The 26,329-nt window shown below is 54.4% G+C and carries 21 protein-coding genes, 4 tRNA genes and 2 rRNA genes (1 of these 27 running past the window's edge); all 27 read right to left on the minus strand.

Annotated features, from left to right (window positions below):
* Nucleotides 1-825, minus strand: a complete 825-nt coding sequence (rplB, locus tag CLU80_RS10160; RefSeq protein WP_003228734.1) for a 50S ribosomal protein L2 — start codon at nt 823-825, stop codon at nt 1-3.
* 14 nt (nt 826-839) lie between these two features.
* Nucleotides 840-1,139, minus strand: a complete 300-nt coding sequence (gene rplW / locus CLU80_RS10165) for a 50S ribosomal protein L23 (RefSeq protein WP_002555488.1) — start codon at nt 1,137-1,139, stop codon at nt 840-842.
* Entirely contained in the window at nt 1,136-1,738 is a 603-nt protein-coding gene (gene rplD, locus CLU80_RS10170; RefSeq protein WP_007918468.1) for a 50S ribosomal protein L4, read from the minus strand. Before rplD ends, rplW begins: the two co-directional genes overlap by 4 nt.
* A gap of 12 nt (nt 1,739-1,750) precedes the next feature.
* Nucleotides 1,751-2,386, minus strand: coding sequence for a 50S ribosomal protein L3 (gene rplC / locus CLU80_RS10175; protein WP_003228738.1), 636 nt, complete (start codon nt 2,384-2,386; stop codon nt 1,751-1,753).
* Between the two features lie 80 nt (nt 2,387-2,466).
* Nucleotides 2,467-2,778, minus strand: a complete 312-nt coding sequence (gene rpsJ, locus CLU80_RS10180) for a 30S ribosomal protein S10 (RefSeq protein WP_003186070.1) — start codon at nt 2,776-2,778, stop codon at nt 2,467-2,469.
* Nucleotides 2,779-2,937: 159 nt separating this feature from the next.
* Nucleotides 2,938-4,131, minus strand: a complete 1,194-nt coding sequence (gene tuf, locus CLU80_RS10185) for an elongation factor Tu (protein WP_064361246.1) — start codon at nt 4,129-4,131, stop codon at nt 2,938-2,940.
* A gap of 31 nt (nt 4,132-4,162) precedes the next feature.
* Nucleotides 4,163-6,268, minus strand: coding sequence for an elongation factor G (fusA, locus tag CLU80_RS10190; RefSeq protein WP_016984188.1), 2,106 nt, complete (start codon nt 6,266-6,268; stop codon nt 4,163-4,165).
* A 30-nt stretch (nt 6,269-6,298) separates the two neighbouring features.
* Nucleotides 6,299-6,772, minus strand: coding sequence for a 30S ribosomal protein S7 (gene rpsG / locus CLU80_RS10195; RefSeq protein WP_007916467.1), 474 nt, complete (start codon nt 6,770-6,772; stop codon nt 6,299-6,301).
* Between the two features lie 107 nt (nt 6,773-6,879).
* Complete coding sequence (rpsL, locus tag CLU80_RS10200) at nt 6,880-7,251, minus strand: 30S ribosomal protein S12 (protein WP_003186084.1); 372 nt, start codon at nt 7,249-7,251, stop codon at nt 6,880-6,882.
* A 216-nt stretch (nt 7,252-7,467) separates the two neighbouring features.
* The gene (gene rpoC / locus CLU80_RS10205; protein ID WP_034156498.1) at nt 7,468-11,667 is read right to left on the minus strand and encodes a DNA-directed RNA polymerase subunit beta'; all 4,200 of its coding nucleotides are present in this window, start codon (nt 11,665-11,667) and stop codon (nt 7,468-7,470) included.
* A 64-nt stretch (nt 11,668-11,731) separates the two neighbouring features.
* Entirely contained in the window at nt 11,732-15,805 is a 4,074-nt protein-coding gene (gene rpoB, locus CLU80_RS10210) for a DNA-directed RNA polymerase subunit beta (protein WP_093442653.1), read from the minus strand.
* Between the two features lie 221 nt (nt 15,806-16,026).
* Nucleotides 16,027-16,392, minus strand: a complete 366-nt coding sequence (rplL, locus tag CLU80_RS10215; protein ID WP_003228750.1) for a 50S ribosomal protein L7/L12 — start codon at nt 16,390-16,392, stop codon at nt 16,027-16,029.
* Nucleotides 16,393-16,466: 74 nt separating this feature from the next.
* A complete protein-coding gene (gene rplJ / locus CLU80_RS10220) occupies nt 16,467-16,967 on the minus strand; it encodes a 50S ribosomal protein L10 (protein WP_008081912.1) in 501 nt (166 codons plus the stop codon).
* Nucleotides 16,968-17,165: 198 nt separating this feature from the next.
* The gene (gene rplA / locus CLU80_RS10225; protein ID WP_007916481.1) at nt 17,166-17,861 is read right to left on the minus strand and encodes a 50S ribosomal protein L1; all 696 of its coding nucleotides are present in this window, start codon (nt 17,859-17,861) and stop codon (nt 17,166-17,168) included.
* On the minus strand, nt 17,861-18,292 hold the full coding sequence (gene rplK, locus CLU80_RS10230; RefSeq protein ID WP_042561349.1) for a 50S ribosomal protein L11: 432 nt from the start codon (nt 18,290-18,292) through the stop codon (nt 17,861-17,863). The genes rplA and rplK overlap by 1 nt, the downstream gene beginning before the upstream one ends.
* A 117-nt stretch (nt 18,293-18,409) precedes the next feature.
* On the minus strand, nt 18,410-18,943 hold the full coding sequence (gene nusG / locus CLU80_RS10235; protein ID WP_007957598.1) for a transcription termination/antitermination protein NusG: 534 nt from the start codon (nt 18,941-18,943) through the stop codon (nt 18,410-18,412).
* Nucleotides 18,944-18,952: 9 nt separating this feature from the next.
* The gene (gene secE, locus CLU80_RS10240) at nt 18,953-19,321 is read right to left on the minus strand and encodes a preprotein translocase subunit SecE (RefSeq protein ID WP_009045851.1); all 369 of its coding nucleotides are present in this window, start codon (nt 19,319-19,321) and stop codon (nt 18,953-18,955) included.
* A gap of 45 nt (nt 19,322-19,366) precedes the next feature.
* Nucleotides 19,367-19,442, minus strand: a tRNA-Trp gene (locus CLU80_RS10245).
* Nucleotides 19,443-19,495: 53 nt separating this feature from the next.
* Nucleotides 19,496-20,689: an elongation factor Tu gene (gene tuf, locus CLU80_RS10250; RefSeq protein WP_064361246.1), complete on the minus strand. Its 1,194-nt coding sequence runs from the start codon at nt 20,687-20,689 to the stop codon at nt 19,496-19,498.
* A gap of 85 nt (nt 20,690-20,774) precedes the next feature.
* Nucleotides 20,775-20,850: transfer RNA gene (locus tag CLU80_RS10255), tRNA-Thr, on the minus strand.
* Nucleotides 20,851-20,876: 26 nt separating this feature from the next.
* Nucleotides 20,877-20,950 (minus strand) — tRNA-Gly (locus CLU80_RS10260).
* 25 nt (nt 20,951-20,975) lie between these two features.
* Nucleotides 20,976-21,060, minus strand: a tRNA-Tyr gene (locus tag CLU80_RS10265).
* A 143-nt stretch (nt 21,061-21,203) separates the two neighbouring features.
* Nucleotides 21,204-21,635: a hypothetical protein gene (locus CLU80_RS10270; RefSeq protein ID WP_093434400.1), complete on the minus strand. Its 432-nt coding sequence runs from the start codon at nt 21,633-21,635 to the stop codon at nt 21,204-21,206.
* 7 nt (nt 21,636-21,642) lie between these two features.
* Nucleotides 21,643-22,395, minus strand: coding sequence for a pantothenate kinase (locus CLU80_RS10275; protein ID WP_099757310.1), 753 nt, complete (start codon nt 22,393-22,395; stop codon nt 21,643-21,645).
* The gene (gene birA / locus CLU80_RS10280) at nt 22,385-23,338 is read right to left on the minus strand and encodes a bifunctional biotin--[acetyl-CoA-carboxylase] ligase/biotin operon repressor BirA (protein WP_093434950.1); all 954 of its coding nucleotides are present in this window, start codon (nt 23,336-23,338) and stop codon (nt 22,385-22,387) included. Before birA ends, CLU80_RS10275 begins: the two co-directional genes overlap by 11 nt.
* Before the next feature lie 133 nt (nt 23,339-23,471).
* A 5S ribosomal RNA gene (gene rrf / locus CLU80_RS10285) occupies nt 23,472-23,587 on the minus strand.
* Nucleotides 23,588-23,739: 152 nt separating this feature from the next.
* A 23S ribosomal RNA gene (locus CLU80_RS10290) occupies nt 23,740-26,329 on the minus strand; it runs 304 nt beyond the window's last position.

Below are 26,329 nucleotides of genomic sequence, written 5' to 3' on the forward strand. Positions count from 1 at the left end.
TTACTTGCGACGACGGACGATCATTTTGTCGGTACGCTTATTACCACGAGTCTTCGCGCCCTTAGTCGGGAAGCCCCATGGCGATACCGGATGACGACCACCAGAGGTACGACCTTCACCACCACCATGTGGGTGGTCAACCGGGTTCATGGCAACACCACGAACGGTTGGGCGAACGCCACGCCAGCGCTTGGCACCAGCTTTACCCAACGAACGCAGGCTGTGCTCGGAGTTCGAGACTTCGCCCAGGGTCGCACGGCATTCAGCCAGGACTTTACGCATTTCACCGGAACGCAGACGCAGGGTAACGTAAACGCCTTCACGAGCGATCAGCTGAGCCGAAGCACCAGCGGAACGAGCGATCTGCGCGCCTTTACCTGGCTTCAGTTCGATGCCGTGTACGGTAGAACCGACTGGAATGTTGCGCAGTTGCAGAGCGTTGCCTGGCTTGATTGGAGCCAGAGCGCCTGCGATCAGCTGGTCGCCAGCACTCACGCCTTTAGGGGCGATGATGTAGCGGCGCTCGCCGTCTGCGTAGCAGAGCAGTGCGATGTGAGCAGTACGGTTTGGATCGTATTCGATACGCTCGACAGTGGCGACGATGCCATCTTTGTCGTTGCGACGGAAATCGACCATACGATAATGCTGCTTATGACCACCACCGATGTGACGCGTGGTAATACGGCCATTGTTGTTACGACCACCAGTCTTCGATTTTTTCTCGAGCAGCGGTGCGTGAGGAGCGCCTTTATGCAGCTCCTGGTTGACCACCTTGACCACAAAACGGCGGCCAGGGGAAGTCGGTTTGCATTTAACGATTGCCATGATGCACCCCTTCCTTACTCAGCACTGCTGCTGAAATCGAGATCTTGGCCTGGCTGAAGGGAGATAACTGCCTTCTTCCAGTCATTACGCTTGCCCAGACCGCGAGCAGTGCGCTTGCTCTTACCCAGAACATTCAGGGTAGTGACGCGCTCTACTTTCACGCTGAACAGGCTTTCGACGGCCTTCTTGATTTCCAGCTTGGTTGCGTCAGTAGCAACCTTGAAAACGAACTGGCCTTTCTTGTCTGCCAGAACCGTAGCCTTCTCGGAAACGTGCGGGCCAAGCAGAACTTTAAATACGCGTTCCTGGTTCATCCCAGCAGCTCCTCGAATTTCTTCACGGCCGACACGGTGATCAACACCTTGTCGTATGCGATCAGACTAACTGGATCGGAACCTTGAACGTCACGTACATCTACGTGCGGCAGGTTACGAGCAGCCAGGTACAGGTTCTGATCAACAGCGTCCGACACGATCAAAACGTCGGTCAGGCTCATGTTGTTCAGCTTGCCCAGCAGATCTTTGGTTTTCGGAGTTTCAACAGCGAAATCCTGAACCACGACCAGACGATCAGTACGCACCAGCTCAGCAAGGATGGAACGCATTGCTGCGCGATACATCTTCTTGTTCAGCTTCTGGGAGTGATCCTGTGGACGTGCTGCAAAAGTGGTACCGCCGCCACGCCAGATTGGGCTACGGATAGTACCGGCACGAGCACGGCCAGTACCTTTCTGACGCCATGGGCGCTTACCGCCACCACGAACGTCGGAACGGGTCTTCTGCTGCTTGGTACCTTGACGGCCGCCGGCCATGTAGGCCACGACTGCTTGGTGAACCAGCGTCTCGTTGAATTCGCCGCCAAATGTCAGTTCGGAAACTTCGATCGCTTGAGCGTCATTTACATTTAATTGCATGTCAGCTTCCCCTTAACCGCGAGCCTTGGCTGCTGGACGTACAACCAGGTTGCCGCCAGTAGCGCCAGGAACAGCACCCTTGACCAACAACAGATTGCGTTCAGCGTCCACGCGCACTACTTCCAGGGACTGCACGGTCACGCGCTCAGCGCCCATATGACCGGACATTTTCTTGCCCTTGAATACACGACCAGGAGTCTGGCACTGGCCGATAGAGCCTGGGACGCGGTGGGATACGGAGTTACCGTGGGTGTTATCTTGCCCGCGGAAATTCCAACGCTTGATCGTACCCTGGAAGCCTTTACCCTTGGACTGACCGGTTACATCAACCAGTTGACCAGCGGCGAAGATTTCAGCGTTGATCAGATCGCCAGCCTGGTACTCGCCTTCTTCAAGACGGAATTCCATGGTAGTGCGACCAGCGGCAACGTTCGCTTTAGCGAAGTGGCCAGCCTGAGCTGCTGTTACACGCGAAGCACGACGCTCGCCGACAGTGACTTGCACTGCACGATAGCCATCGGTCTCTTCAGTTTTGAACTGGGTGACGCGATTCGGCTCGATCTCAATGACCGTGACCGGAATGGAGACACCTTCTTCGGTGAAAATACGGGTCATACCGCATTTACGACCGACTACACCAATAGTCATGTTGTAAACCTCATGAGTGTACGGGGCTTTCACCCGCTATGGCCGCCCATTTCAGAGCGTTACACGACTAAGACCGAGTCTTAGCCGAGGCTGATCTGCACTTCCACACCGGCCGCAAGATCAAGCTTCATAAGAGCATCAACGGTTTTATCCGTTGGCTGGACAATGTCCAGAACGCGCTTATGAGTGCGGATTTCGTACTGGTCGCGCGCGTCTTTGTTGACGTGCGGAGAAACCAGAACGGTGAACCGCTCTTTACGGGTAGGCAGTGGAATTGGACCACGCACTTGAGCACCAGTACGTTTCGCGGTTTCCACGATTTCCTGGGTTGATTGGTCGATCAGGCGATGGTCGAAAGCCTTCAACCTGATACGGATTTGCTGATTTTGCATTGGATTTCAGACTCCGGCTGCTATTCCCACCGAGCGCAATACGCCCGTTAAAAGGAGGCGCAATTCTATAGACGCCCCAGATGGGTGTCAACCCAATAAAAAAACCCCCGCTGAGCGGGGGCTTTTTTCAAAGCATCAAGCAAACTCTAAAAAAGAGAATTACTCGATGATTTTGGCTACGACGCCAGCGCCGACGGTACGACCGCCTTCACGGATAGCGAAACGCAGACCGTCTTCCATCGCGATGGTTTTGATCAGGGTAACAGTCATCTGAATGTTGTCACCTGGCATTACCATTTCAACGCCTTCTGGCAGCTCGCAGTTACCAGTCACGTCAGTAGTACGGAAGTAGAACTGTGGACGGTAGCCTTTGAAGAACGGAGTGTGACGACCGCCTTCTTCCTTGCTCAGAACGTAAACTTCTGCGGTGAACTTGGTGTGCGGCTTAACCGAACCCGGCTTAACCAGAACCTGACCACGCTCAACGTCGTCACGCTTGGTACCACGCAGCAGAACGCCGCAGTTCTCGCCAGCACGACCTTCGTCGAGCAGCTTGCGGAACATTTCAACACCGGTACAAGTAGTAACAGTGGTGTCACGCAGACCAACGATTTCCAGCGGATCCTGAACGCGAACGATACCGCGCTCGATACGACCAGTCACAACAGTACCGCGACCCGAGATCGAGAATACGTCTTCGATTGGCATCAGGAATGGCTTGTCGATCATACGAACTGGTTCTGGGATGTAAGCATCCAGAGTCTCAACCAGTTTCTTGACGGCAGTGGTGCCCATCTCGTTGTCGTCTTTGCCTTCCAGAGCCATACGAGCCGAACCGATGATGATTGGAGTGTCATCGCCCGGGAAGTCGTAGGTGGACAGCAGGTCACGAACTTCCATCTCAACCAGTTCCAGCAGCTCTGCGTCGTCTACCAGGTCAGCCTTGTTCAGGAAAACCACGATGTACGGAACGCCTACCTGACGGGACAGCAGGATGTGCTCACGGGTTTGCGGCATCGGACCATCAGCGGCCGAGCAAACCAGAATAGCGCCGTCCATTTGAGCAGCACCGGTGATCATGTTCTTCACATAGTCAGCGTGACCTGGGCAGTCAACGTGAGCGTAGTGACGGATCTTCGAGTTGTACTCAACGTGTGCGGTGTTGATGGTGATACCGCGAGCTTTTTCTTCTGGTGCGCTGTCGATCTTGTCGAAGTCAACGATTGCGGAACCGAAAACTTCCGAGCAAACGCGAGTCAGAGCAGCAGTCAGAGTGGTTTTACCGTGGTCAACGTGACCGATGGTGCCAACGTTGACGTGCGGTAGGGAACGATCAAATTTTTCTTTAGCCACGACAATTAACTCCTAGCCTAAAGGGGCTGAATCAGCCTTGTTTTTTGGTTACGGATTCGACGATGTGCGACGGAGCCGTATCGTATTTTTTGAATTCCATAGAGTAGCTTGCGCGACCCTGGGACATGGAACGAACGTCGGTCGCATAACCGAACATCTCACCCAGTGGAACTTCGGCACGGATAACCTTGCCGGACACTGTGTCTTCCATACCCTGGATCATGCCGCGACGACGGTTAAGGTCGCCCATTACATCACCCATATAGTCTTCAGGCGTAACAACCTCTACAGCCATGATCGGCTCAAGCAACTCACCACCGCCCTTCTGGGCCAGTTGCTTGGTCGCCATGGAGGCAGCCACTTTAAACGCCATCTCGTTGGAGTCGACGTCGTGGTAAGAACCATCGAACACGGTAGCCTTCAGGCCGATCAGCGGATAGCCGGCAACAACGCCGTTCTTCATCTGCTCTTCGATACCCTTCTGGATAGCCGGGATGTATTCCTTAGGAACCACACCACCTACAACTTCGTTCACGAATTGCAGACCTTCCTGACCTTCGTCAGCAGGAGCAAAACGGATCCAGCAGTGGCCGAACTGACCACGACCGCCGGACTGGCGAACGAACTTGCCTTCGATTTCACAGTTCTTCGTGATGCGCTCACGATACGAAACCTGAGGCTTGCCGATGTTGGCTTCGACGTTGAACTCACGGCGCATCCGGTCAACCAGGATGTCCAGGTGCAGCTCGCCCATGCCGGAGATGATCGTTTGACCAGTCTCTTCATCAGTTTTAACGCGGAAAGACGGGTCTTCCTGAGCAAGCTTGCCCAGAGCGATGCCCATTTTTTCCTGGTCATCCTTGGTCTTAGGCTCTACGGCAACCGAAATAACCGGCTCCGGGAAGTCCATGCGAACCAGGATGATTGGCTTGTCAGCGTTGCAGAGGGTCTCACCAGTGGTGACGTCCTTCATGCCGATCAGGGCCGCGATGTCACCAGCGCGTACTTCCTTGATCTCTTCACGGGCGTTTGCGTGCATTTGCACCATACGACCCACGCGCTCTTTTTTACCTTTAACCGAGTTGATCACGCCGTCGCCGGAGTTCAACACGCCCGAGTAAACACGGACGAAGGTCAAGGTACCCACGAATGGGTCGGTAGCGATCTTGAACGCCAGAGCCGAGAACGGCTCCGCATCGTCTGCATGACGCTCCAGCTCGATTTCCTCGTTATCAGGGTCAGTACCCTTGATCGCAGGAATGTCGGTCGGTGCAGGCAGGAAGTCGATAACGGCGTCGAGAACCAGGGGAACACCCTTGTTCTTGAAGGAAGAACCGCAAACGGCCAAAACGATTTCGCCGGCGATAGTACGCTGACGCAAAGCAGCTTTGATCTCTTCGATCGACAGCTCTTCGCCTTCCAGGTACTTGTTCATCAGCTCTTCGTTGGCTTCAGCAGCAGCTTCAACCATGTTGTTGCGCCACTCTTCAGCCAGCTCTTGGAGCTCAGCAGGAATGTCCTTGCGAACAGGAACCATACCTTTGTCAGAGTCATTCCAGTAGACAGCTTGCATGTTGATCAGATCGATCTGACCCTGGAAGTTGTCTTCGGAACCGATGGCCAACTGGATCGGCACCGGAGTGTGACCCAGACGCTGCTTGATCTGACCGATCACGCGCAGGAAGTTGGCACCAGCACGGTCCATCTTGTTTACGTAAACAAGACGTGGAACGCCGTATTTGTTGGCTTGACGCCATACGGTTTCCGACTGAGGCTCAACACCCGAAGTACCGCAGAACACAACGACAGCGCCGTCGAGTACGCGCAGGGAACGCTCAACTTCAATAGTGAAGTCAACGTGGCCCGGGGTATCGATTACGTTGAAGCGGTGCTCGTCCTTGTACTGCTTCTCGGAACCTTTCCAGAAAGCGGTGATGGCAGCAGAAGTAATGGTAATACCACGCTCCTGCTCCTGCACCATCCAGTCTGTGGTCGCGGCGCCATCATGCACCTCGCCCATTTTGTGACTTTTGCCGGTGTAAAAAAGGACGCGCTCGGTGGTGGTGGTTTTACCAGCATCCACGTGAGCGACGATACCGATGTTACGGTAGCGGCTAATCGGAGTAGTACGAGCCATAAAGCCCTCGCAAAATTAGTGAAGCTAAAATTAGAAGCGGTAGTGCGAGAAAGCTTTGTTGGCTTCAGCCATACGGTGCACGTCTTCACGCTTCTTAACAGCAGCACCTTTACCTTCAGCAGCATCCAGCAGTTCGCCAGCCAAACGCAGAGCCATAGACTTCTCGCCACGCTTACGGGCGAAGTCTACCAACCAGCGCATTGCCAGAGCGTTACGACGGGAAGGACGAACCTCGACCGGAACCTGGTAAGTAGCACCACCAACGCGGCGCGACTTCACTTCGACCAGCGGAGCGATGGCGTCGAGTGCTTTTTCGAAGAGTTCCAGGGGATCGGTGCCAGCCTTACGGGTCGCAACGGTTTCCAGGGCACCATAAACGATACGCTCGGCAACGGCTTTCTTGCCGCTTTCCATAACGTGGTTCATGAATTTGGCGAGGATCTGGCTTCCGTATTTCGGATCGTCCAGAATCTCACGCTTTGCTGCTACGCGACGTCTTGGCATGATAAGCCCTCAAGCGGTCTTCAGGTTAGCTCGGGACAGATCCAATGGATGCGTGCCCGACCTTACTCTTATCGACTCAATAAAATGAAAATCTGCAAAACGCCCGATTACTTCGGACGCTTGGTACCGTACTTCGAACGACCCTGGTTACGGCCTTTAACGCCGGAAGTATCCAAGGAGCCGCGAACGGTGTGGTAACGAACACCTGGCAAGTCTTTTACACGACCGCCGCGGATCAGTACCACGCTGTGCTCTTGCAGGTTGTGACCTTCACCACCGATGTACGAGGAAACCTCGAAACCGTTGGTCAGGCGCACACGGCATACTTTACGCAGTGCCGAGTTAGGTTTTTTCGGCGTAGTGGTGTACACACGGGTGCACACGCCACGACGTTGCGGGCAGTTCTGCAGCGCAGGTACGTCGGATTTCTCGACGATACGCTTACGCGGCTGACGTACCAGCTGGTTGATAGTTGCCATCTACTAGCTCCACTGTTGTCTTGCGACGCTATTGTCTTGCAAGAAAAGCAAAATGGCAGGAACGAATTCCCGCCAAATTTAGGGGATCAAGAGTCTAAAGAGGATCTTGCCCCCAGTCAAGGCAAGGCCCCGACCTCCCCGCCCTTCGAACCTCGACAAAATGTCTCGATTCGATGAACGGAGCGATCAGGGCCTTACGCTCATTTACCGCAGAACTCAGTTACCGCTCGAGTTCAGCGCTTCGGTCAGTGCAGCTTCCACTTCACTGGCGCTTACGCGCAACGGCTTGTCAGCATCACGGCGACGCTTGCGCTCGCTGTGATATGCCAGACCGGTACCGGCCGGGATCAGACGACCCACGACTACGTTTTCTTTCAGGCCACGCAGGTAATCGCGCTTGCCGGTGACTGCCGCTTCGGTCAGTACGCGGGTAGTTTCCTGGAAGGAAGCTGCCGAGATGAACGATTCGGTGGACAACGACGCCTTGGTGATACCCAACAGAACGCGAGTGTACTTGGAGACGAACTTGTCTTCGCCGCCCAAACGCTCGTTTTCTACCAGTACGTGAGTCAGTTCCATCTGGTCGCCCTTGATGAAACTCGAATCGCCGGATTCAGCGATTTCAACTTTACGCAGCATCTGACGCAGGATGGTCTCGATGTGCTTATCGTTGATCTTCACGCCTTGCAGACGGTAAACGTCCTGAATCTCGTTAACGATGTACTTGGCCAGCGCGCTCACACCCAACAGACGCAGGATGTCGTGCGGATCGCTTGGGCCGTCGGAGATAACTTCGCCGCGGTTTACCTGTTCGCCTTCGAACACGTTCAGGTGACGCCACTTCGGAATCAGCTCTTCGTACGGATCGCTACCGTCGTTCGGGGTAATAACCAGACGGCGCTTGCCTTTGGTCTCTTTACCGAACGCGATGGTGCCGCTGACCTCAGCCAGAATCGACGCTTCTTTCGGACGACGAGCTTCGAACAAGTCGGCAACACGCGGCAGACCACCGGTGATGTCACGGGTCTTCGAAGTTTCTTGCGGGATACGAGCGATAACATCACCGATCGCAATCTTCGCACCGTCAGCCACACCGACCAGGGCGTTGGCTGGCAGGAAGTACTGAGCGATAACGTCAGTGCCTGGCAGCAACAGATCCTTGCCGTTGTCGTCGACCATCTTCACTGCTGGACGGATTTCCTTACCGGCAGCTGGACGATCTTTCGCGTCGAGTACTTCAATGTTGGTCATACCGGTCAATTCGTCAGTTTGACGCTTGATCGTGATGCCTTCTTCCATGCCCACGTAGGTCACGGTACCTTTCATTTCGGTAACGATCGGGTGAGTGTGCGGATCCCACTTGGCCACGATTGCGCCAGCGTCGACCTTGTCACCTTCTTTAACCGAAATCACAGCACCGTACGGCAGCTTGTAACGCTCACGCTCACGACCGAAGTCATCAGCGATCGCCAGCTCACCGGAACGGGACACAGCAACCAGGTGACCATCCACTCGCTCAACATGCTTCAGGTTGTGCAGACGGACGGTACCGCCATTCTTCACCTGAACGCTGTCAGCTGCGGAAGTACGGCTAGCCGCACCACCGATGTGGAACGTACGCATCGTCAGCTGGGTACCCGGCTCACCGATGGACTGGGCAGCGATAACGCCGACCGCTTCACCGATGTTCACCTGGTGACCACGAGCCAGATCACGGCCGTAGCACTTGGCGCAAATGCCATAGCGGGTTTCGCAGCTGATCGGCGAACGCACGATCACTTCGTCGATGCTGTTCAGCTCGATGAACTCGACCCACTTCTCGTCTACCAGAGTACCGGCCGGAACGATAACGTCCTCGGTACCTGGCTTGAATACGTCACGGGCAATAACACGACCCAATACGCGCTCACCCAACGGCTCTACAACGTCACCGCCTTCAATGTGCGGAGTCATCAGCAGACCGTGTTCGGTGCCGCAATCGATCTCGGTTACAACCAGATCCTGCGCCACGTCTACCAGACGACGAGTCAGGTAACCGGAGTTCGCAGTTTTCAACGCGGTATCCGCCAGACCTTTACGAGCACCGTGAGTGGAGATGAAGTACTGAAGTACGCTCAAACCTTCACGGAAGTTCGCAGTAATCGGCGTTTCGATGATGGAACCGTCCGGCTTGGCCATCAGACCACGCATACCGGCCAGCTGACGAATCTGTGCTGCGGAACCCCGCGCACCCGAGTCGGCCATCATGTACATCGAGTTGAAAGACTCTTGATCGACTTCAACGCCGTGACGGTCGATAACCTTCTCTTTCGAGAGGTTGGCCATCATTGCCTTGGAAACTTCGTCGTTCGCCTTCGACCAAAGGTCGATCACTTTGTTGTACTTCTCGCCCTGGGTTACCAGGCCGGAGGCGTACTGGCTCTCGATCTCTTTCACTTCGTCGGTGGCAGCACCGATGATGCGGGCTTTCTCGTCAGGGATAACGAAGTCGTTAACACCGATGGAAACGCCGGAGATGGTCGAGTAAGCGAAACCGGTGTACATCAACTGGTCAGCGAAGATCACGGTCTCTTTCAGACCAACCACGCGGTAGCACTGGTTGATCAGCTTGGAGATCGCCTTTTTCTTCATCGGCAGGTTGACGACGTCGTACGACAGACCTTTTGGCACAACCTGGAACAGCAGTGCACGGCCGACAGTGGTGTCGACGATACGGGTGCCGCTTACGCTGTTGCCGTCACGGTCGTTGACGGTTTCGTTGATACGAACCTTAACCTTGGCGTGCAGTGCGGCTTCGCCGGCACGGAACACACGGTCAACTTCCTGCAAATCCGCAAATACACGACCTTCGCCCTTGGCGTTGATCGCTTCACGAGTCATGTAGTACAGACCCAATACAACGTCCTGCGACGGAACGATGATTGGCTCACCGTTGGCTGGCGACAGAATGTTGTTGGTCGACATCATCAACGCACGCGCTTCGAGCTGGGCTTCCAGCGTCAGCGGTACGTGCACGGCCATTTGGTCGCCGTCGAAGTCGGCGTTGTACGCGGCGCAGACCAGAGGGTGCAGCTGGATAGCCTTACCTTCGATCAGTACCGGTTCAAACGCCTGGATACCCAGACGGTGAAGGGTCGGTGCACGGTTGAGAAGAACCGGGTGTTCGCGAATCACTTCAGCGAGAACGTCCCAAACCTCTGGCAGTTCGCGCTCGACCATTTTCTTGGCCGCTTTGATGGTGGTCGCGAGACCACGCATTTCCAGCTTGCCGAAAATGAACGGCTTGAACAGCTCGAGAGCCATCTTCTTCGGCAGACCGCACTGGTGCAGACGCAGGGTCGGGCCTACGGTAATTACCGAACGACCGGAGTAGTCAACACGCTTACCGAGCAAGTTCTGACGGAAACGACCTTGCTTACCCTTGATCATGTCAGCCAGGGATTTCAGAGGACGCTTGTTCGAACCGGTGATAGCGCGGCCACGACGACCGTTGTCGAGCAGAGCATCGACAGCTTCCTGCAACATACGCTTTTCGTTGCGCACGATGATGTCCGGAGCGGACAGATCCAGCAGGCGCTTCAAACGGTTGTTACGGTTGATCACTCGACGATACAGATCGTTGAGGTCGGAAGTCGCGAAGCGACCGCCATCCAGTGGGACCAGTGGACGCAGATCTGGCGGCAGAACCGGCAGAACGGTCAGCACCATCCACTCTGGCAGGTTGCCGGAACCCTGGAAGGCTTCCATCAACTTCAGACGCTTGGACAGCTTCTTGATCTTGGTTTCGGAGTTGGTTTGCGGAATTTCTTCACGCAGACGGCCAATCTCGTGTTCCAGGTCGATAGCGTGCAACAGTTCACGGACAGCTTCAGCACCCATGCGGGCGTCGAAGTCATCACCGAACTCTTCCAGCGCTTCGAAGTACTGCTCGTCGTTCAGCAGCTGACCTTTTTCAAGAGTGGTCATGCCTGGATCGATAACGACATAGCTCTCGAAGTAGAGAACGCGTTCGATATCACGCAGGGTCATGTCCATCAGCAGGCCGATACGGGACGGCAGCGATTTCAGGAACCAGATGTGGGCAACCGGCGAAGCCAGTTCGATGTGCGCCATGCGCTCACGACGAACCTTGGCCAGCGCAACTTCAACGCCGCACTTCTCGCAGATCACACCACGGTGCTTCAAGCGCTTGTACTTACCGCACAGGCACTCGTAATCCTTTACCGGGCCAAAGATCTTGGCGCAGAACAGGCCGTCACGCTCAGGTTTGAACGTACGGTAGTTGATGGTTTCCGGCTTTTTAACTTCACCGAACGACCATGAGCGGATCATCTCAGGCGAGGCCAATCCGATACGGATGGCGTCGAACTCTTCGACTTGACCCTGGTTTTTCAGCAAATTCAGTAGGTCTTTCAAGGCCTTTCCTCCTGGCGGAGCAGAGAGCGGGCAATCCTGCCCCGCTCTCGATTCGCGTCACGTGTTATTCGGTTTCCAGATCGATATCGATGCCGAGGGAACGAATTTCCTTGATCAACACGTTGAAGGACTCGGGCATGCCCGGCTCCATACGGTGATCGCCATCCACGATGTTTTTGTACATCTTGGTACGGCCGTTCACATCGTCCGACTTCACTGTGAGCATTTCTTGCAGAGTGTAAGCAGCACCGTATGCTTCCAGTGCCCAGACCTCCATCTCCCCGAAACGCTGACCACCGAACTGCGCCTTACCACCCAGCGGCTGCTGGGTAACCAGGCTGTACGAACCGGTAGAACGCGCGTGCATCTTGTCGTCTACCAAGTGGTTCAGCTTCAGCATGTACATGTAGCCAACGGTAACTGGACGCTCGAACTTGTTGCCGGTACGGCCATCAGTCAGCTGCATCTGGCCGCTTTCCGGCAGGTCTGCCAGTTTCAGCATGGCCTTGATTTCGCTTTCCTTGGCGCCGTCGAACACTGGAGTGGCCATTGGAACACCGCCACGCAGGTTCTTCGCCAGATCCAGGATTTCCTGATCGGAGAAGCTGTCCAGATCTTCGTTACGACCGCCGATCTGGTTGTAGATCTCGTCCAGGAAGGTGCGCAGTTCAGCGACTTTACGCTGCTCTTCGACCATCCGGTTGATCTTCTCGCCCAGACCTTTGGCCGCGAGGCCCAGGTGGGTTTCAAGGATCTGACCAACGTTCATACGCGAAGGTACGCCCAGCGGGTTGAGGACGACGTCGACCGGGGTGCCATTGGCATCGTGCGGCATATCTTCAACCGGCATGATCACGGAGACCACACCTTTGTTACCGTGACGACCGGCCATCTTGTCGCCCGGCTGGATGCGACGACGGATTGCCAGGTAAACCTTGACGATTTTCAGCACGCCTGGAGCCAGGTCATCGCCCTGCTGCAGTTTGCGCTTCTTGTCTTCGAACTTGTCGTCGAGCAGACGGCGGCGATCAACGATGTAGGCCTGAGCCTTCTCGAGCTGCTCGTTCAGAGCATCTTCAGCCATGCGCAGTTTGAACCACTGACCATGCTCAAGACCGTCGAGTACTTCGTCGGTGATGTCCTGACCCTTCTTCAGACCGGCGCCGCCTTCAGCCTTGTGGCCCACCAGAGCGGAGCGCAGACGTTCGAAGGTCGCGCCTTCAACGATACGGAACTCTTCGTTCAGATCCTTGCGGATCTCGTCCAGCTGGGACTTCTCGATCGACAGTGCACGAGCATCACGCTCAACGCCGTCACGGGTGAAGACCTGTACGTCGATGACAGTACCTTTGGTACCGGTTGGCACGCGCAGGGAGGTGTCTTTAACGTCGCTGGCTTTTTCACCGAAGATCGCACGCAGCAGTTTTTCTTCCGGAGTCAGCTGGGTCTCGCCTTTCGGAGTGACCTTGCCCACCAGGATGTCGCCTGCGCCTACTTCAGCACCTACGTAAACGATACCGGCTTCGTCCAGCTTGTTCAGTGCAGCTTCACCCACGTTCGGGATGTCCGCAGTGATTTCCTCTGGGCCAAGCTTGGTGTCACGGGCCACACAGGTCAGTTCCTGAATGTGGATCGTGGTGAAACGGTCTTCCTGAACAACACGCTCGGACAGGCAGATGGAGTCTTCGAAGTTGAAGCCGTTCCATGCCATGAACGCGATGCGCATGTTCTGACCCAGTGCCAGTTCACCCATGTCGGTGGACGGGCCGTCGGCCATGATGTCGCTACGCTGAACGCGATCACCCTTGCTCACCAGCGGACGCTGGTTGATGCAGGTGTTCTGGTTCGAGCGGGTGTATTTGGTCAGGTTGTAGATGTCGACACCAGCTTCGCCGGTTTCAACTTCATCATCAGCAACACGAACCACGATACGGCTGGCATCGACGGAATCGATTACGCCGCCACGACGAGCCACGACGCAAACGCCGGAGTCACGGGCTACGTTACGCTCCATGCCGGTACCTACCAGCGGCTTGTCAGCGCGCAGGGTTGGTACAGCTTGACGCTGCATGTTCGAACCCATCAACGCACGGTTGGCGTCGTCGTGCTCGAGGAACGGGATCAGCGACGCTGCAACCGAAACTACTTGCTTCGGCGAAACGTCCATCAAGGTGACTTCTTCAGGCGCCTTAACGGTGAATTCGTTCAGGTGACGTACGGCTACCAGTTCGTCGATCAGGACTTTCTGGTCGTTCATGGTCGCCGAAGCCTGCGCGATCACGTGATCGGCTTCTTCAATAGCGGACAGGAACACGATCTCGTCGGTGACCACACCCTCTTTCACCACGCGGTACGGGCTTTCCAGGAAGCCGTACTGGTTGGTGCGAGCGTAAGCAGCCAAGGAGTTGATCAGACCGATGTTCGGACCTTCCGGCGTTTCAATCGGGCATACACGACCGTAGTGAGTCGGGTGTACGTCACGGACTTCAAAGCCTGCGCGCTCACGAGTCAGACCGCCAGGGCCGAGTGCAGAGACACGACGCTTGTGGGTGATCTCGGACAGCGGGTTGTTCTGGTCCATGAACTGCGAGAGCTGGCTGGAGCCGAAGAACTCTTTCACCGCTGCAGCCACTGGCTTGGCGTTGATCAGGTCCTGCGGCATCAGGCCTTCGCTTTCAGCCATCGACAGACGCTCTTTGACCGCACGCTCAACACGTACCAGGCCAACGCGGAACTGGTTCTCGGCCATTTCGCCTACGCAGCGAACACGACGGTTACCCAGGTGGTCGATGTCATCGACGATGCCTTTACCGTTACGGATGTCGACCAGAGTCTTCAATACCGCGACGATGTCTTCCTTGCACAGCACGCCCGAACCTTCGATCTCGGTACGACCGATACGACGGTTGAACTTCATCCGGCCGACCGCAGACAGGTCATAACGCTCAGGGCTGAAGAACAGGTTGTTGAACAGGGTTTCGGCAGCGTCTTTGGTTGGCGGCTCGCCTGGACGCATCATGCGATAGATCTCGACCAGCGCTTCCAATTGGTTGCTGGTGGAGTCGATCTTCAGCGTGTCGGAGACGAACGGACCGCAGTCGATATCGTTGGTGTACAGCGTTTCGATGCGAACAACACCAGCCTTGGCAATTTTTGCCAGGACTTCAGTGTTCAGCTCGGTGTTGCACTCTGCCAGGATTTCGCCGGTAGCCGGGTGCACGATGACCTTGGCGGTAGTACGGCCCAGGACATAGTCCAGAGGTACTTCCAGAGTCTTGATGCCGGCTTTTTCGATCTGGTTGATGTGGCGCGCGGTAATACGGCGGCCCGCTTCAACAATGACCTTGCCCTTCTCGTCCTGAATGTCCAGAACCGCAATTTCACCACGCAGACGCGAAGCAATCAGCTCCAGGCTGAGGGTTTCGCCGCTCAGGTGGAAAACGTTGGTGGTGTAGAAAGCGTCCAGCACTTCTTCAGTGGTATAGCCGAGCGCGCGCAGCAGTACCGATGCCGGCAGCTTGCGACGACGGTCGATACGCACGAACACGCAGTCTTTCGGATCGAACTCGAAGTCCAGCCACGAACCGCGGTAAGGAATGATGCGCGCGGAGTACAGCAGTTTGCCGGAGCTATGCGTCTTGCCGCGGTCGTGGTCGAAGAACACGCCCGGGGAACGGTGCAGCTGGGAAACGATTACACGCTCGGTACCATTGATTACGAAGGTACCGTTCTCAGTCATCAGGGGGATTTCACCCATGTAGACTTCTTGCTCTTTGATGTCCTTGATCGCTTTGTTCGACGATTCTTTGTCGAAAATGATCAGGCGCACTTTTACCCGCAAAGGTACGGCGAAAGTTACACCGCGCAATACGCATTCTTTGACATCAAATGCCGGTTCGCCCAGGCGATAACCGACGTACTCCAGCGCAGCATTGCCGGAGTAGCTGATGATCGGGAAAACGGATTTGAAGGCCGCATGCAGGCCCACGTCGCGGAACTGATCTTTAGTCGCTCCCGCTTGCAAGAATTCACGATACGAATCCAGCTGGATGGCCAGGAGGTAAGGCACATCCATGACGTCCGGCAACTTGCTAAAGTCCTTGCGGATACGTTTTTTCTCAGTATATGAGTAAGCCATCAGCGTTCCCCAGCTTGGTCACCTGCTTGTTTGGCCCCTCCCGACGGGAGCAGCCAGAAAATCGTGCAAACCCCATGGTTTGCTCCACCGCATCGGGTGGTTACAGCGCCCTTATCAGCACCGACCCAGTCGGCTGCCAATAACGGAAAAAGGCCGGTGGCAAGAGCCACCAGCCATCAGCCTGTCGCTTGACGCTCGGGCTGGAGGAGCAAAGTCGATACTTATTTCAGCTCGACTTTAGCGCCTGCTTCTTCCAACTTCTTCTTGGCGTCTTCAGCAGCTTCTTTCGAAACGCCTTCAGCTACAACCTGAGGAGCGCCGTCTACTTTCTCTTTGGCTTCTTTCAGGCCCAGACCAGTCAGTTCACGAACTGCCTTGATCACGTTAACCTTCTTCTCGCCAGCTTCCAGCAGAACAACGTTGAACTCGGTTTGCTCTTCAACAACAGCGGCAGCAGCAGCTGGACCAGCCGAAGCAGCAGCAGCGGTAACACCGAAGGTTTCTTCCATCGCTTTGATCAGCTCAACGATTTCCACTACGGATTTCTGGCCGATTGCTTCGATGATTTGTTCGTTAGTCAGAGACATGACTCAATTCCTGAATTGGGGGACGGCCTACGCGACCATCGAAATAAACAAAAAACGCGAGAAGTTGACGAGCCTTAGGCTGCGGCAGCTTCTTTCTGGTCGCGAATTGCCGCCAGAGTACGAGCCAATTTGCTGGTAGCGCCTTGAATCACGCTCATCAGCTGAGAAATTGCTTCGTCACGGGTCGGCAAGGTTGCCAGTACGTCGATCTGATTAGCTGCGAGGAACTTGCCCTCGAACGCAGCTGCCTTGATCTCGAACTTGTCCTGACCCTTGGCAAACTCTTTGAAGATACGGGCAGCAGCGCCCGGATGTTCGTTCGAGAATGCAATCAGGGTCGGGCCGGTGAACACGTCGTTGAGGACACTGTATTGAGTGTCAGCAACAGCGCGCTTGAGCAGGGTGTTACGTACAACACGTACGTAAACGCCAGCTTCACGAGCCTCTTTACGGAGTCCGGTCATTGCGCCTACTGTTACGCCACGTGCATCAACCACGACAGCGGACAGAGCGACTTTGGCAGCCTCGTTGACTTCAGCGACGATGGCCTTCTTGTCTTCGAGATTAATTGCCACGGGTTTAACTCCTGCTTGTTACCGTTTCATTCGATCGAAACCGAATGTCGTTTTGGTGTCTGATTCGGTAAGGAACCGGGAGCACCATCTGCGTAGGCTTATGGTTTAAGACTTGCGTCGCCTACGGTCTTGGATAGCCCCCGCCAGGCAGGGACCCCAATCTTTCAATTGGCACGAACCATCGCGCCAACCTTTGTCTTACGCGTCGAGCGAGCTCTGGTCGATAACCAGACCTGGGCCCATAGTGGTGCTCAGGGTAACGCGCTTGACGTAAATACCTTTCGAAGAAGCTGGCTTGATACGCTTCAGATCAGCGATCAGGGCTTCAACGTTTTCCTTCAGCTTGACGGCGTCGAAGCCCATCTTGCCAACGGAGGTGTGAATGATGCCGTTTTTGTCGGTGCGATAACGAACCTGACCAGCTTTAGCGTTTTTAACCGCGGTAGCTACGTCTGGAGTTACGGTACCAACCTTAGGGTTAGGCATCAGACCACGTGGACCGAGGATCTGACCCAGTTGACCTACAACGCGCATTGCATCCGGGGATGCGATCACTACGTCATAGTTCAGGTCGCCGCCTTTCATTTCGGCAGCCAGGTCGTCCATACCTACACGGTCAGCGCCGGCAGCCAGAGCGGCCTCAGCAGCTGGACCCTGGGTGAACACAGCAACGCGAACGGTCTTGCCAGTGCCGTGTGGCAGCACAGTAGCGCTACGAACAACCTGGTCGGATTTACGCGGGTCTACACCCAGGTTTACAGCAACGTCGAACGACTCGCTGAACTTGACAGTCGACAGCTCAGCCAGCAGAGCAGCGGCGTCTACAATGTTGTAGGCCTTGCCTGCTTCGATTTTGCCGGCGATAGCCTTTTGACGCTTGGTCAGCTTAGCCATTACACACCCTCCACGTTAAGGCCCATGCTACGAGCAGAACCGGCGATAGTACGCACGGCTGCATCCATATCAGCTGCAGTCAGATCCGCGTTTTTGGTTTTCGCGATTTCTTCCAGCTGAGCACGGGTAACAGTGCCAACCTTAACGGTGTTCGGACGAGCGGAACCGCTGGTCAGACCGGCCGCCTTCTTCAGCAGAACCGAAGCAGGGGTGGATTTGGTTTCAAAAGTGAAACTACGGTCGCTGTAGACAGTGATGATCACTGGAGTCGGCAGACCTGCTTCAATACCCTGAGTACGGGCGTTGAAAGCCTTGCAGAATTCCATGATGTTCACGCCGTGCTGACCCAGAGCAGGACCAACAGGTGGGCTTGGGTTAGCCTGAGCGGCCTTCACTTGCAGCTTGATGTAAGCGGTAATTTTCTTGGCCATGAGGCACTCCAATTACGGGTTCGAACGCCTCGGAAGGCTCCCCGGTTACTTGCGCGTTTATCCCAGTGACGACAAAACCCCACAGCCTAGGGCTGCGGGGTTGGGATGCTTGTCCAGTTAGACCTTTTCGACCTGACTGAACTCCAACTCTACCGGGGTAGAGCGACCGAAAATGAGCACTGCCACTTGGATCCGGCTCTTTTCGTAGTTAACTTCTTCAACAACGCCATTGAAATCAGCAAATGGACCGTCATTGACTCGCACCGTTTCACCTGGCTCGAAGAGAGTCTTCGGCTTAGGCTTGTCGCTACCATCAGCGACGCGACGCAGAATTGCTTCCGCCTCTTTATCGGTGATCGGCGCAGGCTTATCAGCGGTACCGCCGATGAAACCCATCACCCGAGGAGTATCCTTGACCAAGTGCCAAGTACCCTCGTTCATATCCATCTGAACCAGCACATAGCCTGGAAAGAACTTACGTTCGCTTTTGCGCTTCTGGCCATTGCGCATTTCAACCACTTCTTCAGTGGGAACCAGAATCTCGCCGAAGCCATCTTCCATGCCAGCCAGCTTTACGCGCTCGATCAGCGAGCGCATCACATGCTTCTCGTAACCCGAGTAAGCATGCACAACATACCAACGCTTAGCCACGGGACACCCTTAGCCGACAATCAAGGAAACAAGCCAGCCGAGCAGGGAATCAAGCCCCCACAACAGCAACGCCATAACCAGAACAACAGCCACCACAATTAGGGTGGTCTGCGTAGTTTCTTGGCGAGTTGGCCACACGACTTTACGAATCTCGGTGCGAGCTTCCTTAACGAGTACAAAGAAAGACTTGCCCTTAGCAGTCTGCAGGCCTACAAAGGCAGCTACAGCAGCAATGGCAAGCAAAGCGAGTACACGGTACAGGATCGGCGAAGCAGAGTAATACTGATTGCCAACAACGCCAACAACCACCAAAGCGACAACTACAAGCCACTTGAGCAGATCGAAGCGAGAGCCTTGAGCTTCAGCTTTAGGAGTCATCTATGAAGATCCTGTGAAAAGAAAGCCAGACACACCAAGTGAATCTGGCAGGTCAGGAGGGAATCGAACCCCCAACCTACGGTTTTGGAGACCGTCGCTCTGCCAATTGAGCTACTGACCTAAAACAAAATCAGGCCGACCATTATGCCGGCCCGAAAAATACATTACAACTACTTACTCGATGATTTTAGCCACGACGCCAGCGCCGACGGTACGACCGCCTTCACGGATAGCGAAACGCAGACCGTCTTCCATCGCGATGGTTTTGATCAGGGTAACAGTCATCTGAATGTTGTCACCTGGCATTACCATTTCAACGCCTTCTGGCAGCTCGCAGTTACCAGTCACGTCAGTAGTACGGAAGTAGAACTGTGGACGGTAGCCCTTGAAGAACGGAGTGTGACGACCGCCTTCCTCCTTGCTCAGAACGTAAACTTCTGCAGTGAACTTGGTGTGCGGCTTAACCGAACCCGGCTTAACCAGAACCTGACCACGTTCAACGTCGTCACGCTTGGTACCACGCAGCAGAACGCCGCAGTTCTCGCCAGCACGACCTTCGTCGAGCAGCTTGCGGAACATTTCAACACCGGTGCAAGTAGTAACAGTGGTGTCACGCAGACCAACGATTTCCAGCGGATCCTGAACGCGAACGATACCGCGCTCGATACGACCAGTCACAACAGTACCGCGACCCGAGATCGAGAATACGTCTTCGATTGGCATCAGGAATGGCTTGTCGATCATACGAACTGGTTCTGGGATGTAAGCATCCAGAGTCTCAACCAGTTTCTTGACGGCAGTGGTGCCCATCTCGTTGTCGTCTTTGCCTTCCAGAGCCATACGAGCCGAACCGATGATGATTGGAGTGTCATCGCCCGGGAAGTCGTAGGTGGACAGCAGGTCACGAACTTCCATCTCAACCAGTTCCAGCAGCTCTGCGTCGTCTACCAGGTCAGCCTTGTTCAGGAAAACCACGATGTACGGAACGCCTACCTGACGGGACAGCAGGATGTGCTCACGGGTTTGCGGCATCGGACCATCAGCGGCCGAGCAAACCAGAATAGCGCCGTCCATTTGAGCAGCACCGGTGATCATGTTCTTCACATAGTCAGCGTGACCTGGGCAGTCAACGTGAGCGTAGTGACGGATCTTCGAGTTGTACTCAACGTGTGCGGTGTTGATGGTGATACCGCGAGCTTTTTCTTCTGGTGCGCTGTCGATCTTGTCGAAGTCAACGATTGCGGAACCGAAAACTTCCGAGCAAACGCGAGTCAGAGCAGCAGTCAGAGTGGTTTTACCGTGGTCAACGTGACCAATGGTCCCAACGTTGACGTGGGGCAGGGAACGATCAAATTTTTCCTTAGCCATCGATATCACCCTCAACAGAAGAAATTAGACAAACAATATCAGCCATTAAAACAAAGGCAGATATTTTCATATCTGCCTTGTTATATGGAGCTCTTGAGCGGATTTGAACCGCTGACCTCACCCTTACCAAGGGTGTGCTCTACCAACTGAGCTACAAGAGCAAAACACTTTGCACAACCTGCAAACTTGGAGCGGGTAGCGGGAATCGAACCCGCATCATCAGCTTGGAAGGCTGAGGTTCTACCACTAAACTATACCCGCGGAGCCTGCAGCTCACGCTTAAATCTGGTGGAGGGAGAAGGATTCGAACCTTCGAAGTCGTAGACGTCAGATTTACAGTCTGATCCCTTTGGCCGCTCGGGAACCCCTCCTAATCAGGCCGGCATTCTATACTATGCCAAACCCCTGTCAAGCATTTTCTCATTTAAAAACCTGAGGTTAGCTGCGTTGACATCGCTTCATTTTGAATCCCTACTTAGGTCTTCGCTGTGGAGCGGGCGCCATTCTATGCAAACTATTCAGTAGGTGCAACCCCCTCACACAGCATTATTTTATGTTTTAACTCATTGAATTCGTTGGAAAGGTTTTGGAGCTGGGCATCCCCCAGCAAACGCTGGCCCTGAGGCGAAACAGACAACCAATAACCAGCCCCAGAAGAATCCCTCGACGAAGATTTTACATCGACTCCCATTTCAGCCAAACGCTGCTGGAGCGCCGTAATCGACTCCTGTCGAGAAAAACCACCAAGGAACAGACACTCTTGCCGACGCCCTCCCTGCCCCTCTCGAACATTGCTCGTCGTTTCACTGAGCAAGCGAATGTCTTGCTGGGAACCTCGATACAAACTAAGAGGCGTTACATCCTTCGCCCGCAAGGGCGCCTCCTGCTGATGCCAGACATAATAGAAAACATTAAGAACAAGAAGCAGGAGGAACAACCAACGCATATAAACCTCAGGAAAAAGGACACGCCATAGCCAGCCCCACAAACACCAGGTCAGGAACGACTCGGGCCTCAGGGGCGACAGCTGCAACCAATTCAGCATCCCCCCCAGTTATAAAGACTGCGAAGTCTTCTCTCCAGTAAGAGCGCGCCAGTTCCAACTGTGTCAATACGAAACCTCGCAACATCAATGAACACCCGCGCTCCACCGCCTCAGCAGTGGTCCGCCCAGGCGCATTGCTTGACAGCGCGCGCTCAGCCGCCAGATCTCCATAGCGAATCTTACGGGTATGCGTACGCAACTGATTTCGCATCAAAGGCATTCCGGGGCAAATAAAACCACCAAGATGCTCACCACCCGCAGCAATAAAATCTGCAGTCACTGCCGTACCGAAATCAAGCACCAGGCAAGCGCCGCCTAATGCGAGATGAAACCCGCCAAGCATGGCCAGCCATCGATCCAGCCCTAGACGCTCGTACTCTTCATAACCGTTTTTGACACCGGACATTTCACGTGCGGGCTTCGCGCACACCACCGAAATACCAAACTCACGCTCGATAATAGCGATCAAGGCATCAGTCTCCTCCGCAGTCCTGACACTGACCACGCGGCACTTACGAAGCTCAAGCCCATTGAGAGCTTTCAAACTGTCTAGCAATGCGAGATCAGAGTCGACAACCCCTTCGGAAAAGACAGCGCCAAGTGCAGCCTTCAGTACTCGCCACTTAATGAAGCTGTTCCCACAGTCGAGCTCAAGAATCATCACGCAACCTCAGGCTGAGCTCACCACCACTAAAGACTTTTTCCACACCATCCACCTTCAGGCGCAGCGCACCCTGACTATCGATTCCGAGCACAACACCATCTATCTGACTGGAACCCGCAATCAATGACACAGAGCGATCCTGCCACAAATGGTTCGCCTCCCATTCCGCCTGGAGAGCCGAAAAACCATCCACTTGATGGCGCCGGATATAAACACTTAACTGCTTACTAAGTTCTGCCACCAGGGAGTTACGGTCAGTACTCCTACCTGACTCAAGCCGAATCGAAGTCCATTGCTGGCCAACTTCATCAGCCACTTGCATGTTCACATTTACACCAATACCCAGCACCACATGGCAAACATCTGCCGGATCACCAACGAGTTCAAGGAGAATGCCGGCAATCTTCTTGTTACCCACCAAGACATCGTTGGGCCACTTCAATCCCGCACCTGGCACTCCAAAATTTCTCAGAGCCTGCAAGACAGCCAACCCAACAACAAGACTTAAGCCCTCGAGCTGGCGCATTCCACCATCAATACGCAGGACAAGGCTGTAATAAAGATTCTCTGCAAAGGGACTTACCCACTTGCGACCTCTTCGCCCACGACCAGAGACTTGGCGTTCCGCGAGCACCAAAAAGGGCGCCAAACTACCTTGGCCAATCGCCCGCAAGGCCTCAGCGTTTGTCGAGTCGACCGAATCCAAGACCATCACCGGCCAATCTGGCGCCATTGCTGATATTGCCCGAGAGTCGAGTAGCGTCAATGGAACAGCCAATTGATAGCCTCGTCCTCGCACTTTATGAATGGACAAGCCAAGCTCAGCCTCAAGATGCTGAAGCTGTTTCCATACCGCACTTCGACTTATTCCCAAGGCGGCGCCAAGATCCTGACCAGAATGGAATCGGCCATCTTTCAGGAGGTTCAACAACGTCAACATGCAGGTCTCGCCCTCACAATGAGGCCCGAATAATATCCATGACCCGGGCTGTTGCATAGAAATCAAGCAGATGCTTTTCCTGCGGGCAAAACAAAACCCCAACTGCTTTCGCAATTGGGGTTTCGGAATTTAATCTTGACGATGACCTACTCTCACATGGGGAAACCCCACACTACCATCGGCGATGCATCGTTTCACTGCTGAGTTCGGGATGGGATCAGGTGGTTCCAACGCTCTATGGTCGTCAAGAAATTCGGGTACTGACTCGTGACCTTGTGGTCTCGCTTCAGCAAATTGGGTATGTGACAGCTTTCGGTGTTTTGTGAACATCGAACTTTCGGTTCGTTTCGTCTTCACACACCGCAATCTGGTCTCTTCGACGCAAATTGCTTGGGTGTTATATGGTCAAGCCTCACGGGCAATTAGTATTGGTTAGCTCAACGCCTCACAGCGCTTACACACCCAACCTATCAACGTCGTAGTCTTCGACGGCCCTTCAGGGAACTCAAGGTTCCAGTGAGATCTCATCTTGAGGCAAGTTTCCCGCTTAGATGCTTTCAGCGGTTATCTTTCCCGAACATAGCTACCCGGCAATGCCACTGGCGTGACAACCGGAACACCAGAGGTTCGTCCACTCCGGTCCTCTCGTACTAGGAGCAGCCCCTCTCAAATCTCAAACGTCCACGGCAGATAGGGACCGAACTGTCTCACGACGTTCTAAACCCAGCTCGCGTACCACTTTAAATGGCGAACAGCCATACCCTTGGGACCGGCTTCAGCCCCAGGATGTGATGAGCCGACATCGAGGTGCCAAACACCGCCGTCGATATGAACTCTTGGGCGGTATCAGCCTGTTATCCCCGGAGTACCTTTTATCCGTTGAGCGATGGCCCTTCCATACAGAACCACCGGATCACTAAGACCTACTTTCGTACCTGCTCGACGTGTCTGTCTCGCAGTCAAGCGCGCTTTTGCCTTTATACTCTACGACCGATTTCCGACCGGTCTGAGCGCACCTTCGTACTCCTCCGTTACTCTTTAGGAGGAGACCGCCCCAGTCAAACTACCCACCATACACTGTCCTCGATCCGGATAACGGACCTGAGTTAGAACCTCAAAGTTGCCAGGGTGGTATTTCAAGGATGGCTCCACGCGAACTGGCGTCCACGCTTCAAAGCCTCCCACCTATCCTACACAAGCAAATTCAAAGTCCAGTGCAAAGCTATAGTAAAGGTTCACGGGGTCTTTCCGTCTAGCCGCGGATACACTGCATCTTCACAGCGATTTCAATTTCACTGAGTCTCGGGTGGAGACAGCGCCGCCATCGTTACGCCATTCGTGCAGGTCGGAACTTACCCGACAAGGAATTTCGCTACCTTAGGACCGTTATAGTTACGGCCGCCGTTTACCGGGGCTTCGATCAAGAGCTTCGCGTTAGCTAACCCCATCAATTAACCTTCCGGCACCGGGCAGGCGTCACACCCTATACGTCCACTTTCGTGTTTGCAGAGTGCTGTGTTTTTAATAAACAGTCGCAGCGGCCTGGTATCTTCGACCGGCATGAGCTTACGGAGCAAGTCCTTCACCCTCACCGGCGCACCTTCTCCCGAAGTTACGGTGCCATTTTGCCTAGTTCCTTCACCCGAGTTCTCTCAAGCGCCTTGGTATTCTCTACCCAACCACCTGTGTCGGTTTGGGGTACGGTTCCTGGTTACCTGAAGCTTAGAAGCTTTTCTTGGAAGCATGGCATCAACCACTTCGTGTTCTAAAAGAACACTCGTCATCAGCTCTCGGCCTTAAGATCCCGGATTTACCTAAGATCTCAGCCTACCACCTTAAACTTGGACAACCAACGCCAAGCTGGCCTAGCCTTCTCCGTCCCTCCATCGCAATAACCAGAAGTACAGGAATATTAACCTGTTTTCCATCGACTACGCTTTTCAGCCTCGCCTTAGGGACCGACTAACCCTGCGTCGATTAACGTTGCGCAGGAAACCTTGGTCTTTCGGCGTGGGTGTTTTTCACACCCATTGTCGTTACTCATGTCAGCATTCGCACTTCTGATACCTCCAGCAAGCTTCTCAACTCACCTTCACAGGCTTACAGAACGCTCCTCTACCGCATCATCCGAAGATGATACCCGTAGCTTCGGTGTATGGTTTGAGCCCCGTTACATCTTCCGCGCAGGCCGACTCGACTAGTGAGCTATTACGCTTTCTTTAAAGGGTGGCTGCTTCTAAGCCAACCTCCTAGCTGTCTAAGCCTTCCCACATCGTTTCCCACTTAACCATAACTTTGGGACCTTAGCTGACGGTCTGGGTTGTTTCCCTTTTCACGACGGACGTTAGCACCCGCCGTGTGTCTCCCATGCTCGGCACTTGTAGGTATTCGGAGTTTGCATCGGTTTGGTAAGTCGGGATGACCCCCTAGCCGAAACAGTGCTCTACCCCCTACAGTGATACATGAGGCGCTACCTAAATAGCTTTCGAGGAGAACCAGCTATCTCCGAGCTTGATTAGCCTTTCACTCCGATCCACAGGTCATCCGCTAACTTTTCAACGGTAGTCGGTTCGGTCCTCCAGTTAGTGTTACCCAACCTTCAACCTGCCCATGGATAGATCGCCCGGTTTCGGGTCTATTCCCAGCGACTAGACGCCCTATTAAGACTCGCTTTCGCTACGCCTCCCCTATTCGGTTAAGCTCGCCACTGAAAATAAGTCGCTGACCCATTATACAAAAGGTACGCAGTCACAGAACAAAGTCTGCTCCCACTGCTTGTACGCATACGGTTTCAGGATCTATTTCACTCCCCTCTCCGGGGTTCTTTTCGCCTTTCCCTCACGGTACTAGTTCACTATCGGTCAGTCAGTAGTATTTAGCCTTGGAGGATGGTCCCCCCATATTCAGACAAAGTTTCTCGTGCTCCGTCCTACTCGATTTCATGACTAAGAGATTTTCGCGTACAGGGCTATCACCCACTATGGCCGCACT

The sequence above is a fragment of the Pseudomonas sp. 29 genome (genome assembly GCF_002754355.1).
GTDB lineage: Bacteria > Pseudomonadota > Gammaproteobacteria > Pseudomonadales > Pseudomonadaceae > Aquipseudomonas > Aquipseudomonas neuropathica.

What these genes read in the sequence shown, in the direction of transcription:
- rplB (WP_003228734.1), bottom strand. Translation starts at nt 825, where the DNA reads ATGGCAATCGTTAAATGCAAACCGACTTCCCCTGGCCGCCGTTTTGTG.
- rplW (WP_002555488.1), bottom strand. Translation starts at nt 1,139, where the DNA reads ATGAACCAGGAACGCGTATTTAAAGTTCTGCTTGGCCCGCACGTTTCC.
- rplD (WP_007918468.1), bottom strand. Translation starts at nt 1,738, where the DNA reads ATGCAATTAAATGTAAATGACGCTCAAGCGATCGAAGTTTCCGAACTG.
- rplC (WP_003228738.1), bottom strand. Translation starts at nt 2,386, where the DNA reads ATGACTATTGGTGTAGTCGGTCGTAAATGCGGTATGACCCGTATTTTC.
- rpsJ (WP_003186070.1), bottom strand. Translation starts at nt 2,778, where the DNA reads ATGCAAAATCAGCAAATCCGTATCAGGTTGAAGGCTTTCGACCATCGC.
- fusA (WP_016984188.1), bottom strand. Translation starts at nt 6,268, where the DNA reads ATGGCTCGTACTACTCCGATTAGCCGCTACCGTAACATCGGTATCGTC.
- rpsG (WP_007916467.1), bottom strand. Translation starts at nt 6,772, where the DNA reads ATGCCAAGACGTCGCGTAGCAGCAAAGCGTGAGATTCTGGACGATCCG.
- rpsL (WP_003186084.1), bottom strand. Translation starts at nt 7,251, where the DNA reads ATGGCAACTATCAACCAGCTGGTACGTCAGCCGCGTAAGCGTATCGTC.
- rpoB (WP_093442653.1), bottom strand. Translation starts at nt 15,805, where the DNA reads ATGGCTTACTCATATACTGAGAAAAAACGTATCCGCAAGGACTTTAGC.
- rplL (WP_003228750.1), bottom strand. Translation starts at nt 16,392, where the DNA reads ATGTCTCTGACTAACGAACAAATCATCGAAGCAATCGGCCAGAAATCC.
- rplA (WP_007916481.1), bottom strand. Translation starts at nt 17,861, where the DNA reads ATGGCTAAGCTGACCAAGCGTCAAAAGGCTATCGCCGGCAAAATCGAA.
- rplK (WP_042561349.1), bottom strand. Translation starts at nt 18,292, where the DNA reads ATGGCCAAGAAAATTACCGCTTACATCAAGCTGCAAGTGAAGGCCGCT.
- secE (WP_009045851.1), bottom strand. Translation starts at nt 19,321, where the DNA reads ATGACTCCTAAAGCTGAAGCTCAAGGCTCTCGCTTCGATCTGCTCAAG.
- tuf (WP_064361246.1), bottom strand. Translation starts at nt 20,689, where the DNA reads ATGGCTAAGGAAAAATTTGATCGTTCCCTGCCCCACGTCAACGTTGGG.
- CLU80_RS10270 (WP_093434400.1), bottom strand. Translation starts at nt 21,635, where the DNA reads ATGCGTTGGTTGTTCCTCCTGCTTCTTGTTCTTAATGTTTTCTATTAT.
- CLU80_RS10275 (WP_099757310.1), bottom strand. Translation starts at nt 22,395, where the DNA reads ATGATTCTTGAGCTCGACTGTGGGAACAGCTTCATTAAGTGGCGAGTA.
- birA (WP_093434950.1), bottom strand. Translation starts at nt 23,338, where the DNA reads ATGTTGACGTTGTTGAACCTCCTGAAAGATGGCCGATTCCATTCTGGT.